We start from the raw sequence: 14,951 nt of genomic DNA on the forward strand, positions 1-14,951 counted from the left end.
GCCGCGAAGAGGTCAGATCAAACCCTGTTGACCTCATCAATGTGCCGATAGCCCAGATCCAGCGCCGTCGCCAGCTCCCGGGCGCGACCCAAGCGGATCGGCCCGCGCTCGATGTCGATCAACAGCCCCGGACATTGCGGTGCCGACACGCCAGACACATCCTTCAAGCGTCCATCCGTCACCACCAGCAAGCGCTGCTGCTCGGCAGGAAAACGCTTGCGCCGCAGCGTCAACCATTGCTGCGCCTGGAGTAACGCCGCCACCAGCGGCGTGCCACCGCCGGCGCCCAGCCCATCGAGCCATGCGCGCAAGCCCGAAGAAGCCTTCAAGCCTTGCACCTGCCACTTCGGCGCTGCACCGCTGGCCGTCAGCAACGCCAGCCGCGCGCGCTGGCGGTAGGCATCGTCAAACAATTGCGCGAGCAATCCTTTGGCATCGCTCAGTGCTTGATGACGGCGTGTCGAGGCCGACGCATCGACAATCACCAGCCATAGCTCATGCGCAGAACGGCTACGCCATTGAAACAACAGATCGGCGCGACGTTGCGGACGTCCCTTGAGCAGCGTGCCCGGCCAGTTCACCGAGCCACTGCGGGCCGCGTGACGCTGGCCCTGACGGCCGTTGTCGAGGCGCCCGGCACGGGGTCTGGCATTCGCCCCCACGTCGGATCGGGGGCGAATGCCTAGGGCTTTTTTGGCGGCCAGCTCGGCACTTCACGGCGCGCGCCGGTGGCGAGTGCCGGTGCGGGCAGATCGCCCCACTGGCCCTGCCCTTCACGCGATTCGGACGGCGCATTGCCTTGGGATTGAGGCGGCTGTTGCTGGCTGGGCGCGGACTGTTCGCGACGTCGATGGCGCAAGGCAAATTCGGCAACGGCGTCGATATCCTCGTCCCCGATTACCTTGGCACCGCGCCACGCGGCATGCGCCCGAGCGGCGCGCAGCCAGACCAGATCAGCGCGCAAACCGTCGACCCCGGCGGCGAAACAACGCTCGGTGATCTGGGCAAGTGCGCCATCGTCCAGGGCAATATTGACCAGCGCAACGCGGGCGTTCTCGCAGCGTTCGCGCAGGGTTTGCTGCTGGGTTTCCCACTGTGCGCAGAAGGCTTGCGGGTCACTGTCGAAATCCAGTCGACGGCGAATGATTTGCCCACGCTCGACCGGTGCGGTGTGACCGCTGAGAGCAACGTTCAAGCCGAAACGATCGAGCAACTGCGGACGCAACTCGCCCTCTTCCGGGTTCATCGTGCCGATCAACACGAACTTTGCCGAATGGCGATGAGAGATGCCGTCGCGTTCGATCAAGTTGGTGCCGCTGGCGGCGACGTCGAGCAGCAGATCGACCAGATGATCGGGCAGCAAATTGACTTCATCGACATACAGCACCCCGCCGTCGGCCTTCGCCAGTACGCCCGGCGAAAACTGCGCCCGGCCCTCGCTCAGGGCCGCGTCGAGGTCGAGGGTGCCGACCAGCCGTTCTTCGGTGGCGCCCAGCGGCAAGGTGACGAACTGACCGCTGGCGAGCAAGTCGGCCAAGCCGCGCGCCAATGTCGATTTGGCCATGCCGCGCGGGCCTTCGATCAGCACGCCGCCGATTTTCGGGTCGATGGCGGTGAGGCACAGGGCGAGTTTCAAGTCATCGGCGCCGACCACGGCGGAGAGCGGGAAATGCGGAGTGTCGGTCATCTTGGTTACTCAGTCATGGTCGGTGAAAAGTTTTCAAACGGTAGGAGCGAGCCTGCTCGCGATGGCGGCGTGTCAGGCAATTCAGTTCTCAATGACACAGCGCTATCGCAAGCAGGCGAAGGCCTGCAAGGGATCGCGTCAGTTATCTTCTTCTATATCCAGCAGTAGATTTTCCAGCGCTTCTTTATAAGCCCCCGGCTCCTGCCACATCCCCCGCTGTTGCGCTTCGAGCATGCGCTCGGTCATGTCGCGCAGCGCATGCGGGTTGTGCTCGCGGACGAAATCCCGCGTCGCCGGATCCAACAGATACGCGTCTGCCAGCAAAGCGTACTGATGATCGTCGATCAACTGCGTCGTCGCATCAAACGCGAACAGGTTGTCGACCGTCGCCGCCAGTTCGAACGCGCCTTTATAGCCATGGCGCTTGACCCCGTCGATCCATTTCGGATTCGCCGCCCGCGAGCGGATCACCCGGTTCAGCTCTTCCTTCAAGGTGCGAATTTTCGGCAGATCCGGCTGACTGTGGTCGCCGTGATAACTGGCGGCAGTTTCGCCGCGCAACGTTTCGACGGCGGCGAGCATGCCACCCTGAAACTGGTAATAGTCGTTGGAATCGAGCAAGTCGTGCTCGCGATTGTCCTGATTCTGCAGCACCGCTTGCACTTGGCTCAGGCGCTGGACGAATTGCTCGCGGGCGGCCGTGCCTTCGTCGGCACCGCCATAAGCGTAAGCGCCCCAGTTCAGATAGACCTCGGCCAGATCGTCGCGGCTTTGCCACAAACGCCCGTCGATGGCGCCCTGCACGCCCGCGCCGTAGGCACCGGGTTTGGCACCAAAAATCCGCCAACCGGCCTGACGTCGTGCAGTGTCTTCGTCGAGGCCGGATTGCAGCAGCGCCTCGCGTTCCGCGCGCACTTTGGCCGCCAACGGATTGAGATCGTCCGGTTCGTCGAGCGCTGCCACGGCTTGCACGGCGGCGTCGAACAGGCGGATCAGATTGGCAAACGCATCACGGAAGAACCCCGAGACCCGCAGCGTGACATCGACGCGCGGGCGGTCGAGCAGGCTCAGCGGCAAAATCTCGAAATCATCGACACGCTGACTGCCCGTGGCCCAGACCGGGCGCACGCCCATCAATGCCATCGCTTGGGCAATGTCGTCGCCACCGGTGCGCATGGTCGCGGTACCCCACACGGACAGGCCGAGCTGGCGCAGGTGATCGCCGTGGTCTTGCAGGTGCCGTTCTAGAATCAACGTCGCCGATTGGAAACCGATGCGCCACGCGGTGGTGGTCGGCAGGTTGCGCACGTCGACCGAGTAGAAGTTGCGGCCGGTGGGCAGGACGTCGAGGCGGCCACGGCTGGGTGCGCCGCTGGGGCCGGCGGGCACAAAACGACCGCCGAGGGCGTCGAGCAGACCACGCATTTCGGCGGGGCCGCAGGCGTCCAGACGTGGCGCGACGACCTCCCGCAGATTCTGAATGATTGCGCTGACCTCCGCCCAACGCGGTCCCTGTAGGAGTGAGCCTGCTCGCGATAGCGGTGGATCAGGTAAATCTCCAGCGACTGACACTCCGCTATCGCGAGCAGGCTCACTCCTACAAGGGGATTGCAGTGACTGGGAGATCAGTTGGGTGGCGAACAGTTCGAGGCGTTCGCGGGTGTCGCCGGCGGTGCGCCAGGCTTCGTTGCTTTGCGATTGCAGCGCCTCCGGGCGCGGGCCGATCCATGGCTCAGCCAGCGCGCAATCGAGCGGATCGAAGCCGAGTTCGAACGCCTTGGCCAGTGCGCGCAGCAGGCTCGATTGCGCGCCTTTGCCGTCCCCTCGCGGAATCCGCAGCAAGGCCAACAACGTATCAATGCGCAAACGTCCGCTCGGCGACTCACCGAAGATGTGCAGGCCATCGCGAATCTGCGATTCCTTCAGATCACACAAATAGGTATCCAGGCGCGGCAGCCAGATCGCCGCATCGGCGTCACTGTCCAGGCCCGCATCCAGTTGCAGTTCACGATCAATCTGCGTGTCGCGGACCAGTTGCAGGATGTCGCGCTGCAACTCACGGGCACGGCGCGGATCGAGCAGTTGCGCCTCGTAATATTCGTCGGCCAACAGTTCCAGATTGCGCAACGGCCCGTAGGTTTCGGCGCGGGTCAGCGGCGGCATCAGGTGGTCGATGATCACCGCTTGCGTGCGCCGCTTGGCTTGGGCGCCCTCACCCGGATCGTTGACGATAAACGGGTAGATATTCGGCAGCGGCCCGAGCAGCGCATCCGGCCAGCAGTTTTCCGAGAGGCCGACGCCTTTGCCCGGCAGCCATTCGAGGTTGCCGTGCTTGCCGACGTGAATCACGCCGTGCGCGCCGTAGGTGTTGCGCAACCAGAAATAGAACGCCAGATAGCCGTGTGGCGGCACCAGATCCGGATCGTGATAGACCGCGCTCGGATCGACCTGATAACCGCGCGCCGGCTGAATGCCGACGAAGGTCAGGCCGAAACGAATGCCGGCGATCATCATCCGCCCGTCGCGGCACAGCGGATCGTTTTGCGGCGATCCCCAGCGCTCGACCACGGCGCTGCGATTGGCTTCGGGCAACGCGTTGAACATCGCCAGGTAAGCGTCCATGGCCAGGCTTTGCTGGCAGGGCCGCAAGTCAATGGTGTCGAGATCGTTGCTGACGCCGCCGAGCAATTGCTGGATCAACTCGGTGCCGCTATTCGGCAGTTCTGCCGTGATCGGATAGCCCTCGGCCTGCAAGGCGCGAAGAATATTCAGCGCCGCCGCCGGGGTGTCGAGGCCGACGCCATTGCCGATGCGCCCATCGCGGGTCGGGTAGTTGGCGAGAATCAAGGCGATGCGTTTTTCGCCATTCGGCACCCGCGCCAGATCGATCCAGCGCCTTGCCAGTTCAGCGACAAAATCCATACGCTCAGGCTGCGCGCGATAGCAGACCACATCGGACTGACTGCGCTCGCTGCGCCAGGCCAGATCCTTGAAGCTGATCGGCCGGCTGATAATGCGCCCGTCGAGTTCCGGCAAGGCAATGTGCATCGCCAGATCACGCGGGCCGAGGCCCTGCTCACTGTCGCGCCAGCCGGGCTCGTTGTCTTGCGCGCAGATCGCCTGAATCACCGGAATGTTGCGGCGAAACGGCCGCAAATGCGGCGCTTCAGGGCTGGATTGAGCGAAACCGGTGGTGTTCAATATCACCCCTGCCTCGACTTCATCCAGCCAATCCTCGACCACCGAGAGGCAGCCGGGCTCTTTCAAACTGGCCACCGCGATCGGCAGCGGATTAAGCCCCGCCGCCTGCAAACGCTGGCAAAAAACATTGATGAACGCGGTGTTCGCCGCTTGCAAATGCGAGCGGTAAAACAGCACTGCCGCAACCGGTTGCTCAGGCCGCCATTCGGCTTGCCAGTCACTCAGTGCAGCGGTGTTTTTAGTCGGGTGGTAAATCGCCGTGCGCGGCAGGGTTTGCGGCTCGTTCCATGCGTAATCGCGGCCGAGCCAACGGCTGGCCATGCAACGGAAGAAATCCAGTGCGTTGCCCAGGCCGCCTTGGCGCAAGAACTGCCAGAGCCGGTCGCGATCTTCGGCGTTGACGGTGCTCAAGTCGCTGAGCTCCGGATCGGGCCGATCATCACCCGGCACCAGAATCACCTGCACACCGCGCTCGGCCAACTCGATCATACGCTCGACGCCATACCGCCAATAGGCGATGCCGCCGTGCAGCGAAATCAGGATGACCTTGGCGTGACGCAACACTTCATCGACGTACAAGTCGACCGAAGCGTGATTCTGCACCTGCATCGGATTGGCCAGACGCAGGCTCGGATAATCCTCGGGCAACTGCTGCGCCGCTTCGGCGAGCAGCGCCAGGCTGGAATCACCGCTGCACAGGATCACCAGCTCGGCGGGGGTTTGGCCAAGGTCGGCAATGTTGTCATCCGAGACGAAACCGCCGGGCTGAGTCCTGAGCAGGTGCATGGCTTAAACGCTGAGCGCAGCGCGCAGTTGCGCTTCGAGTTGCGCCGCGTCGAGTTCCTGACCGATCAACACCAGACGCGTCACGCGCACTTCCTCGGCGCCCCACTGACGGTCGAAATGCTTGTCGAAACGCGTGCCCACGCCTTGGATCAGCAAGCGCATTGGTTTGTTCGGGATAGCGGCGAAACCTTTGACACGGAGGATGCCGTGCTTGACCACCAGTTGCGTCAGGGCGTCGAGCAGCAGGCTTTCGTCGGCTTGCGGCAGTTCGATGGAGATCGAGTCGAAAGCGTCGTGATCGTGGTCATCGTGATCGTCATCGCCATCACCGTGGTGGTGATCGTGATGGCTGTGACGGCTGTCGATGTGTTCTTCGGAACCGGCGCCGAGGCCGATCAGCACGTCCAGCGGCAGACGACCGTTGCTGGCCTCGATGATTTTCACCGCCGGAGGCAACTCTTCGGCGACTTCGGCACGTACGCGAGCGAGGTCTTCCGGGCTGGTCTGGTCGGCCTTGTTGAGGATCACCAGGTCGGCGCTGGCCAATTGGTCGGCGAACAGTTCGTGCAGCGGCGATTCGTGATCGAGGTTCGGGTCGAGTTTGCGCTGCGCATCGACCTGATCCGGGAACGCGGCGAAGGTGCCAGCGGCCACGGCCGGGCTGTCGACCACGGTGATCACTGCATCAACGGTGCAGGCGCTGCGGATTTCCGGCCACTGGAAGGCTTGGACCAAAGGTTTCGGCAGGGCCAGGCCCGAGGTTTCGATGAGGATGTGGTCGAGGTCACCACGACGCGCGACCAGTTCGCGCATCACCGGGAAGAATTCTTCCTGAACGGTGCAGCACAGGCAGCCGTTGGCCAGTTCGTAGACGCGACCAACCGCTTCTTCTTCGCTGCAGCCGATGGTGCATTGCTTGAGGATTTCACCGTCGATGCCCAGCTCGCCAAACTCGTTGACGATCACCGCGATACGACGGCCCTGCGCGTTGTCGAGCATGTGCCGCAGGAGCGTGGTTTTGCCCGAGCCGAGGAAGCCGGTGACGATGGTGACGGGGAGTTTGGCCAGTGTTTTCATCGGTATGCCCTTTGGCAAGCGGCGGGCATACGGGACGAGAACCGGCAGCGCGCGTGCGTGCCTGGAGAGTTCGCCACCGGATCACCCCGCCCGGTTGTAGTGAGAATCTGTGACGAGGCAGGTCTCCTGGCTGACGGTGTTCAGGCGCGAGGCCTGGCGTTTGCTGCGCCTTCCCGCGGGCTCATCGATTGAGCTGGCAGTGGCGTGGCAGCGAACATCACCGTTCACAGTTGCGGGGGCAGCCGCGGCATTGACCGCGTTCCCTTCTTAGCTTCGGCGTGGGCCGAAGAACCTCGAAAGCGCAAGGCTACGCATCGGTTGGTGGTGGGTCAATGGGCGTTGAGTTTTGGTATTGGGGGCATATCCGTTGCTGCGGGTGCTGCCGCTGGCGGTTTCGCTCTTACAGCGAGTCACCTTTTCCAAACGCCGAAAAGGTAACCCAAAAGGCTTTGCCCCGGCGTACGGCACTTCGCTGAGGCTCAGTGTTCCCTCACTACGGTGTCCATCCGGGGGCATCGCCTACGGTTTGCTTCGCTGCACCTCCTCTCGATGTGTGCGGCTGCGCCGCACGGCGCTGCGCGCCTGCCCCCCGGATGGACACCTACGCTCGGCCTGCCGAAGGGGCAAAAGATCAAAAGCCAGAGCCAAAGCAGATCAAAAGATCGCAGCCTTCGGCAGCTCCTACAGGGGATTGCGTCGAAAGGTGGGTAGGCTGCCAGCCTGCTTTCGCCAGCGAACAAAAAGCACAGCCGATAACCCATGTAGGAGCTGCCGCAGGCTGCGATCTTTTGATCTTGCTCTTAAAAGATAAAGTCAAAGGATCGCGGCCTTCGGCAGCTCCTACAGGTGATCGCATCGGAAAGTATGTTGTCATCGCGAGCAAGCTTTGCTCCTACGAAAATCAAAAGCGGAACACCCACGCTCCTCACCACTCAACAGGATGAGCGTTAGCTCGGCTGCGGCTTTTGATCTGTAAGGCGACGTCGGAAGGCTGAGTGGAGGGATTGATCCGGGCGTGGGAGCGCAGCGACCGTTTGGCGCAGCCAAACACAGCGAGAGGAGGTGCAGCGAAGCAAACCGTAGGCGCTGCGCCCGGATCGATCCCGGAGCGAAGGGACCCCGAGCCCCAGCGAGCGGGCCGCACGTAGGAGCAAGCCTTTTCGGTTACCTTTTCGGCGTTTGGAAAAGGTGACCCGCCGTAAGGGCGGAACCCTAAGACGCCGTTACCGCAGCAACGGATCCACCCCAAAAAATTGACTAAAAACCCAACCCCATGCTCTCCTACACAACTTGTTACGGGTGCCCTTCACAGGGTGAAACGGGAAACCGGTGAATCATGTGCTTTACTCAAGCCCATGTCAGTCCGGTGCTGCCCCCGCAACGGTAAGCGAGCGAAGCGTCAAAACCACTGTGCCCGTACGGCATGGGAAGGAGACGCTTGCAGGTCGGCCTGACGCCAACCCCTCGTGAGCCCGGAGACCGGCCCGCAACACACAGCTCGCACCTCGTGCGTCGCTGAACATAACAAACCCGCGGTGGGCGGGCGCTGTTCGAACCTCTGCGAGCCCGACCCGCAGGGGTTTTCATGCGCTCGATTCACCCGCTGACACTCCAGAGGGAAGCGCCATGTCGATCATCAGCAGCACCGGCAGCAACACGGACAAAATCACCAGCAGCGCCACACTGAGCCAACGCCTGAGCGCCGCGATCTTCGCGTCGATCCTCGGCGCCAGCCTGGTCTACTTCGCCGGCTTCTCGCACATCGAAGCGGTGCACAACGCCGCCCACGATACCCGCCACAGCGCCGCGTTCCCGTGCCACTGAGACCTGCCGACATGATCAAGCGTATTGCGCAAACCGCAGGGTTCACCGGTCTTCTGGCCGCCCTGCTCCTCACCCTGCTGCAAAGCTTCTGGGTCTCGCCGCTGATTCTTCAAGCGGAAACTTTCGAAAAAGCCGAACCCATCGCCGTGCATGAACACGCCGAAGGCGCCATGGCCGGCCACACCCACGACGCCGAAGCCTGGGAGCCGGAAGACGGCTGGCAGCGCGTGGTCTCGACCACGGGCGGCAATCTGGTGGTAGCCGTCGGTTTCGCCCTGATGCTCGCCGGCCTTTACACCCTGCGCGCACCGACCAAAACCTCGCAAGGCCTGCTCTGGGGCCTGGCCGGCTACGCCACGTTCGTCCTCGCGCCGACTTTGGGCCTGCCGCCAGAACTGCCGGGCACCGCGGCCGCTGATCTGGCTTCGCGACAGATGTGGTGGATCGGCACTGCCGCGTCGACTGCCGTCGGCCTGTCATTGATCGCGTTCAGCCGTCACTGGCTGATGAAAGTCCTCGGTGTGGCGATTCTCGCCGTGCCGCACGTGATCGGCGCCCCACAGCCGCAAGTGCATTCGATGCTCGCCCCTGAAGCATTGGAAGCGCAGTTCAAAATCGCTTCGCAGCTGACCAACGTAGTGTTCTGGCTGACCCTGGGCCTGATCAGTGCCTGGTTGTTCCGCCGCAAAAGCGCTGGCCAATACCACGCATGACAAATGACAGCGCAGCGCCGACCTTTGTGGTCGGCCTGGGCTGCCAGCGCGGCTGCCCTGCCAGCACGCTGCGCGCGTTACTTGATCAGGCGTTACAGGCACATCGCATCGAGCTTCATGCGGTCAAGGCTCTGGCCAGTATCGACCTGAAACGCGATGAACCCGGTTTACAGGAACTCGCCGCACAACTGGCGTTGCCATTGCTGTACTTCAGCAGCGAGGAATTGGCCAGTTACCAAGAGCGACTCAGCCATCGTTCCGAGATCGCTTACGAACGCACCGGTTGTTACGGCGTTGCCGAAAGTGCTGCGCTGGCCCTCGCCGAACAGTTGATTCAGGCACCGGCAAAACTGCTGATTTCCCGGCAAAAATACGCCCAGGCCACCTTCGCATTGGCCGGCGCCGCGTAAAAACCCGATAATCCCCGCCATCGATCATGAGCAATCTTCATCTGAAGCCATTGCTGCGCCTCTTTTTCACAGGATTCTACGATGACCGTCTACTTCATCGGCGCCGGCCCCGGCGACCCGGAACTGATCACCGTCAAAGGCCAGCGGCTGATCCGCAGTTGCCCGGTGATCATCTATGCAGGCTCGCTGGTGCCGACGGCGGTGCTTGAAGGTCATCAGGCTGAAACGGTGGTCAACAGCGCCGAATTGCATCTGGAACAGATCATCGAACTGATCAAAACCGCGCACGCGAACGGTCAGGATGTGGCGCGGGTGCATTCCGGCGATCCGAGTCTGTATGGCGCGATTGGTGAGCAGATTCGCTATTTGCGCGAGCTGAATATTCCGTTTGAGATCGTTCCCGGCGTGACGGCAACGGCGGCGTGTGCGGCATTGCTGGGTGCGGAGCTGACGCTGCCGGACATTTCACAAAGCGTGATTCTGACCCGCTATGCCGATAAAACCGCGATGCCCGCGGGTGAAGAACTCGGCAGTCTGGCGCAGCACGGTGCGACCATGGCGATTCATTTGGGCGTTAATCACCTAGACAAGATTCTGGCCGAGCTATTGCCGCATTACGGCGCTGATTGCCCGATTGCGGTGATTCACCGGGCGACGTGGCCGGATCAGGATTGGGTGGTCGGGACGCTGGCGGATATTGCCGGGAAGGTTGAAGCGAAAGGCTTTCGGCGTACGGCGTTGATACTGGTCGGGCGGGTGTTGGGGAGTGAGGTGTTTAGCGAGTCATCGCTGTACCGCGCGGGGCATGCACACCTTTACAGACCCTGAAAGCAAAAGATCGCAGCCTTCGGCAGCTCCTACAGGGAAACACATTCCAATGTAGGAGCTGCCGAAGGCTGCGATCTTTTGATTCTGTGGCTTCAGACAATGCATTCATCACGGGAAAATGCATTGCCTGAATTGGAACTGCTGCGCAGTTCATCGGGGATAAATCCCCTCGCCACAGCGCCGTTTTTCTTCTCCGCAGCGAACACCTTACTCAGTAGTAGGCGTTTTCTTTCTGCGTATGGTCGGTCACGTCACGAACGCCCTTCAGCTCAGGAATGCGCTCAAGCAAAGTGCGCTCAATGCCTTCCTTGAGGGTCACGTCCGCCTGGCCGCAGCCTTGGCAGCCGCCGCCGAATTGCAGAACAGCGATGCCGTCTTCAACCACATCGATCAGACTGACCTGACCGCCGTGGCTGGCCAGCCCCGGGTTGATTTCGGTTTGCAGGTAATAGTTGATGCGCTCGTTGACCGGGCTGTCGGCGTTGACCATCGGTACTTTGGCGTTTGGCGCCTTGATGGTCAGCTGACCGCCCATACGGTCGGTGGCATAGTCGACAACGGCGTCGTCAAGAAACGCTTCGCTGAAGTGATCGATGTACGCGGTGAAGCTTTTCAGCCCCAGCGCGGTGTCTTCAGGTTTTTCTTCGCCCGGCTTGCAGTAGGCAATGCAGGTTTCGGCGTACTGAGTGCCAGGCTGGGTGATGAAGACGCGGATGCCGATGCCCGGGGTGTTCTGCTTGGAGAGCAGATCGGCCAGGTAATCGTGGGCGGCGTCGGTAATGGTAATAGCGGTCATGGAAACTCCTCGCAGGCTTGGGCGCAGTTTACGCCAATCGCTGCGCCGGACAAAGTCCTAGTATTTTTGTCGGGAAAGATTCGCGTCCGACTCGCCGTCGATTCGTGCCTTGAGCCAACGATAGCTGCGTTTTTCCACCCACTCGTAGCTCAACCACGAGCCGATCCCAATCGCCAGCGCACACACGACGAACATGAAATACGGGTTGATCCCGTAGCGCCGCGCCAGAAAACCGCCCGCCGACAGCACCAGCACGTGCATCAAGTACACCGAATACGAGCAGTCGCCGAGCAGTTTCAGCAGCCGACTGCGCTCGACATAACGCTCCAGCGCCATGCACGACATCACCAGCACCGCACTCGGCACGCCCCAATTGAGCAGGCGAGGCGCCGGCGCCAGGTGATAAATCGCCAACAATGCCGCGACGATCCCGGCCAGCGGCAGCCATAGACCGGCGCCAATCCAGCCCCGACGATGGAGCATGCCGATGCCGATCCCCAGCAAAAACTCGTAGACGATGTCCGAACGATAAAATTCGCTGATCCAGCCAAACCCCGTCCACGCCTGACTCACCGCAAACAGCAGCGCCGCGACCACCAGCAGGCGCACCTGCAAGCGAAACAGCAGCGCCCAGGCGAACAGCACGTAGAAGAGCATTTCGTAATTCAGCGTCCAGCCGACATTCAACGTCGGGTAAATGCCGTAGCCGCCGGGGTTTTCAGTCGGGATAAACAGCAAGGACAGCAGCAGATGGTTCCAGTCCACCGTTTGATCGGGCAATAGCGGCTGGGCAAACACCACCAGTAACGCCATCAGCACGGTGTACAGCCAGTACGCCGGGACAATGCGGAACAACCGGTACAGCAGAAAGCGCGCGGGCGGCAGCGGTTTGTTCTCGGTGGAGAGGAAAATCACCAGACCGCTGATGACGAAGAAGATATCCACGCCCACCGCGCCTTTGTCGATGAACAACTGGCCGATCGGCCCGCGTGCTTCGAAATTGAAAAAAATCTGCATGAAGTGATGGCAGACCACCGTCCACGCGGCAAGCGCACGCAGGGCCTGCACTGAAATCAACATCGCCCGCTCCCGTCCACACCCTCAAATCCAGCACCGCCCCAACGTCATCCGAATACTTCGATATGGCGCTGAATTCATGTAGGAGCTGCGGCACGCTGCGATCTTTTGATTTTGATTTTCAAGGTCAAAAGATCGCAGCCTCGTTGCACTCGACAGCTCCTACACAGCGCCTACAGGGGTTTTGCGGTGTTGCTTATGGGTGGGACAGCGGGTCGGCCGCAAAAGATCAAAGATTCTCGTAGCGGTTCATGTCCAGCACGCCCTCTTCCACCGGGTCGGTTTCGTGCAGGTACTGGCTCAGGTCGTGGAAATAGAACCAGAACTGCGGGTGACTGCGGCGGATGCCCCAACGTTCGACGATTTTCTCGAACCGGTTGGCGTCCTTGGCATTCTCCATCGCGTCGACGAAGTCCGGCACCTGCTGCGCCGGAACGTTGAAGATGAAATTCGGGTAGCTGCTAAGCACGCCCGGATAAACAGTCAGCGTGTCCAATCCGGGCTGATAGCGCAGCGACTCACCGAGCAAAAACGCCACGTTGCTGTGCGCGCGGTTGCGCAACAGGCTGTACACCTCGCGTTTGCCGCTGGCGGTTTCAACGCGCAGCATCGTTGCTTCCGGCAACTGATCAATCACCTTTAAACCAGCCGCCGGGCGTGAAGTCAGGCGGCTCAGCGCCTGTTCAGCATTTTGCAGCGCTGGCTCGATGTTCGGCCGCGAGCAATAAGCGCCGTCGCAGCGATTGATCGGGTCGGGGCGCGCATTCAAGTCGCCGTAACGCGCCAGCAATTGCATGGCGAAGTCGTATTTCGGGTCTTTCTCGTTGAGTTTCAGCGCGGTTGGCTTGTCGTCATCGATGGCTTCGTAATCGAGCCACATCTTGAACTGGCCGCTGTTCTGGTACCAATCGTCCAGATAGTCCTCGCGCGAATCGGCCGGCATCAGGCGCAGGAAGTTCTGCTCGGCGCCGTTGCGAATCAGGTCGAAATACAGGCGAGTCTGCGCCTGGTGGGAGACGTTGCCGAACACGTCGAAATTGACCGCCAACTGGTAATACGTGCGTTCAAGCAGCGGATAGTCGAACAACCACATCGTCTGCGGCACTTCGCCGATCAAGCCCTTGGTCACCGAAGCACTGTCGAAGTGGCGGAAAATGCTCAGCAGCGCGTTGTCGTTGCCGGCCCACAGCGTCGACCAACTCGGCGCAGGGACTTCGGCATAACTGTCGCGACGCAACGCCTCGTATTCATTACGTTTGTCGCGATAGTTGTGCCACAGGCTCAGGACGCTGCCGACATCGTCGTTCTGCCCCGGCATCGCCAGCAATGGCGTGGCCTGGCCGCGATAGTTCGGGTCGGTGATGTACAGGTCATGTTCCGGCGCCTGGAACAGCGCCCAGAAGTTGTCGCGGATCACGTCGGTGGCGATCTGCCCGCGGCACACCGGCCCGCGAATAAACGTGCGGACAAAGTATTCGGCGTTATCGAGCATGAACTGATAACGCGCCTGCGCCGGAATCGCCTCAAACGTGGCGAACGGGTTGGCGCGGCTCTGCGGGCCGTAGCCCGGCAAGGCATTGACCTGCCAGTTGCCGCTGTAGAACAGACTCTTGACCCGCGCCATCTTCGCCGCGCTCAGCGGATAGGTGATGTGGGTCTTGTGCACGATCACCCCTTGCACCGGCCACAAGCGGTAATACACCTGCGTGCCGGGATCGTCGTTCGGGCGACGGGTGGCGATCAGGTCGATCGGCTGGCCAGTCGGTGTGCGCGAACGCACCCACTGGAAGAAATGCCCAGGCTCGCCGTCCTTGAAATAAAGGTGCGCGAGGAACAGATGCTCGTACAACCAACGGCCGACCAGGCTTTCGCGGGCACCGGGGCTGTTGAGCAGATTTTCCCACTGGACGATTTGCAGGGATTCTTTAGCGCTCGGCGCCAGGCCTTGTTCGTCGATCGGTGCACCGGAGGCGAGCCAGCGTTGCAAGGTCTGGTATTGCTGATCGGTCAGGCCAGTGACTGCCAGCGGCATGCCCTCTTTCGGGTGCGCCCCGGCGTAACCCTCGAATTCGGCGGGCATGGCGCACTGGTTTGCCCGATTCAGACCCAAGACGATGTCTTCGGGAAGTTTCGCGTTAGGCGTCAGCGGCGTCGTGTGCCCCAATTCCAGCATCCGCGCCATCAACGCTGCTTGGCTGCCTTGGGCGTCGAGTACCGAATAGAAGTCCTTTTGCTGCCAGGCGCGCTTGCCGAAGGCGTCGTAAAACAAGCGAGTGGTCGGCGCCGCGACAGTGCGCTCGCCGTCATACACCGGCATTTTGCTCGCACCACGGGCTGCGCCCTCGCCACTGCCGAGATTGAGCTGGCAGGCGGAGTCGTAGCACGCATGACAGGCCACGCATTTCTCGGTGAAGATCGGCTGGATATCGCGGGTGTAGGAAATAGAAGGGGAAATCGAAGGAGAAATGGCCGGTGCAGCCGCTGGCTCTTGCGCCACGGCGCCCCAGCTGAGAAACAGCAACACAAAACCCATGACGCGGTAAGACATGCTG

Annotated in this window: 11 protein-coding genes and 2 riboswitches; of the genes, 4 read left to right on the forward strand and 7 right to left on the reverse strand. The window is 61.6% G+C overall.

All coding sequences use genetic code 11. From position 1 onward, the window contains the following. Positions 1-17 precede the first annotated feature (17 nt). From ACZZ0B_RS12435 to cobW, 4 genes are all read right to left on the reverse strand, one after another. Entirely contained in the window at positions 18-662 is a 645-nt protein-coding gene (locus tag ACZZ0B_RS12435) for a vWA domain-containing protein (protein ID WP_463545335.1), read from the reverse strand. Positions 663-682: 20 nt separating this feature from the next. Further along, complete coding sequence (locus ACZZ0B_RS12440) at positions 683-1,687, reverse strand: ATP-binding protein (protein WP_463545336.1); 1,005 nt, start codon at positions 1,685-1,687, stop codon at positions 683-685. 138 nt (positions 1,688-1,825) lie between these two features. Continuing rightward, positions 1,826-5,674, reverse strand: coding sequence for a cobaltochelatase subunit CobN (cobN, locus tag ACZZ0B_RS12445; protein ID WP_463545337.1), 3,849 nt, complete (start codon positions 5,672-5,674; stop codon positions 1,826-1,828). A 3-nt stretch (positions 5,675-5,677) separates the two neighbouring features. After that, positions 5,678-6,751: a cobalamin biosynthesis protein CobW gene (gene cobW / locus ACZZ0B_RS12450; RefSeq protein ID WP_463545338.1), complete on the reverse strand. Its 1,074-nt coding sequence runs from the start codon at positions 6,749-6,751 to the stop codon at positions 5,678-5,680. Positions 6,752-6,850: 99 nt separating this feature from the next. Continuing rightward, positions 6,851-7,062: riboswitch (cobalamin riboswitch) on the reverse strand. A gap of 969 nt (positions 7,063-8,031) precedes the next feature. Beyond that, positions 8,032-8,253, forward strand: a riboswitch (cobalamin riboswitch). 124 nt (positions 8,254-8,377) lie between these two features. Between cobW and ACZZ0B_RS12455 the strand changes: the two genes are divergently transcribed. From ACZZ0B_RS12455 to cobM, 4 genes are all read left to right on the forward strand, one after another. After that, complete coding sequence (locus tag ACZZ0B_RS12455; protein ID WP_008080475.1) at positions 8,378-8,575, forward strand: CbtB domain-containing protein; 198 nt, start codon at positions 8,378-8,380, stop codon at positions 8,573-8,575. Between the two features lie 11 nt (positions 8,576-8,586). Beyond that, positions 8,587-9,288 (forward strand): CbtA family protein, encoded by a 702-nt coding sequence (locus ACZZ0B_RS12460; RefSeq protein WP_463545339.1) that lies wholly within the window; start codon positions 8,587-8,589, stop codon positions 9,286-9,288. Next, positions 9,285-9,698, forward strand: coding sequence for a cobalamin biosynthesis protein (locus tag ACZZ0B_RS12465; RefSeq protein ID WP_008080473.1), 414 nt, complete (start codon positions 9,285-9,287; stop codon positions 9,696-9,698). The genes ACZZ0B_RS12460 and ACZZ0B_RS12465 overlap by 4 nt, the downstream gene beginning before the upstream one ends. Before the next feature lie 81 nt (positions 9,699-9,779). Continuing rightward, the gene (gene cobM, locus ACZZ0B_RS12470) at positions 9,780-10,526 is read left to right on the forward strand and encodes a precorrin-4 C(11)-methyltransferase (RefSeq protein ID WP_463545340.1); all 747 of its coding nucleotides are present in this window, start codon (positions 9,780-9,782) and stop codon (positions 10,524-10,526) included. Between the two features lie 211 nt (positions 10,527-10,737). Here the strand turns inward: cobM and nfuA are convergent, their stop codons facing one another. The 3 genes from nfuA to ACZZ0B_RS12485 form a co-directional block, all read right to left on the reverse strand. After that, complete coding sequence (gene nfuA, locus ACZZ0B_RS12475; RefSeq protein ID WP_007912592.1) at positions 10,738-11,322, reverse strand: Fe-S biogenesis protein NfuA; 585 nt, start codon at positions 11,320-11,322, stop codon at positions 10,738-10,740. A 57-nt stretch (positions 11,323-11,379) separates the two neighbouring features. After that, positions 11,380-12,402 (reverse strand): acyltransferase family protein, encoded by a 1,023-nt coding sequence (locus ACZZ0B_RS12480; RefSeq protein WP_463545341.1) that lies wholly within the window; start codon positions 12,400-12,402, stop codon positions 11,380-11,382. 226 nt (positions 12,403-12,628) lie between these two features. Beyond that, positions 12,629-14,947: a fatty acid cis/trans isomerase gene (locus ACZZ0B_RS12485; RefSeq protein WP_008080470.1), complete on the reverse strand. Its 2,319-nt coding sequence runs from the start codon at positions 14,945-14,947 to the stop codon at positions 12,629-12,631. Positions 14,948-14,951: the final 4 nt, after the last annotated feature.

The organism is Pseudomonas sp. AC247 (genome assembly GCF_979258015.1).

Excerpts from the sequence above, each read along its gene's own strand:
- ACZZ0B_RS12440 (WP_463545336.1), bottom strand. The coding sequence starts at position 1,687 with ATGACCGACACTCCGCATTTCCCGCTCTCCGCCGTGGTCGGCGCCGAT.
- cobN (WP_463545337.1), bottom strand. The coding sequence starts at position 5,674 with ATGCACCTGCTCAGGACTCAGCCCGGCGGTTTCGTCTCGGATGACAAC.
- cobW (WP_463545338.1), bottom strand. The coding sequence starts at position 6,751 with ATGAAAACACTGGCCAAACTCCCCGTCACCATCGTCACCGGCTTCCTC.
- ACZZ0B_RS12455 (WP_008080475.1), top strand. The coding sequence starts at position 8,378 with ATGTCGATCATCAGCAGCACCGGCAGCAACACGGACAAAATCACCAGC.
- ACZZ0B_RS12460 (WP_463545339.1), top strand. The coding sequence starts at position 8,587 with ATGATCAAGCGTATTGCGCAAACCGCAGGGTTCACCGGTCTTCTGGCC.
- ACZZ0B_RS12465 (WP_008080473.1), top strand. The coding sequence starts at position 9,285 with ATGACAAATGACAGCGCAGCGCCGACCTTTGTGGTCGGCCTGGGCTGC.
- cobM (WP_463545340.1), top strand. The coding sequence starts at position 9,780 with ATGACCGTCTACTTCATCGGCGCCGGCCCCGGCGACCCGGAACTGATC.
- nfuA (WP_007912592.1), bottom strand. The coding sequence starts at position 11,322 with ATGACCGCTATTACCATTACCGACGCCGCCCACGATTACCTGGCCGAT.
- ACZZ0B_RS12480 (WP_463545341.1), bottom strand. The coding sequence starts at position 12,402 with ATGTTGATTTCAGTGCAGGCCCTGCGTGCGCTTGCCGCGTGGACGGTG.
- ACZZ0B_RS12485 (WP_008080470.1), bottom strand. The coding sequence starts at position 14,947 with ATGTCTTACCGCGTCATGGGTTTTGTGTTGCTGTTTCTCAGCTGGGGC.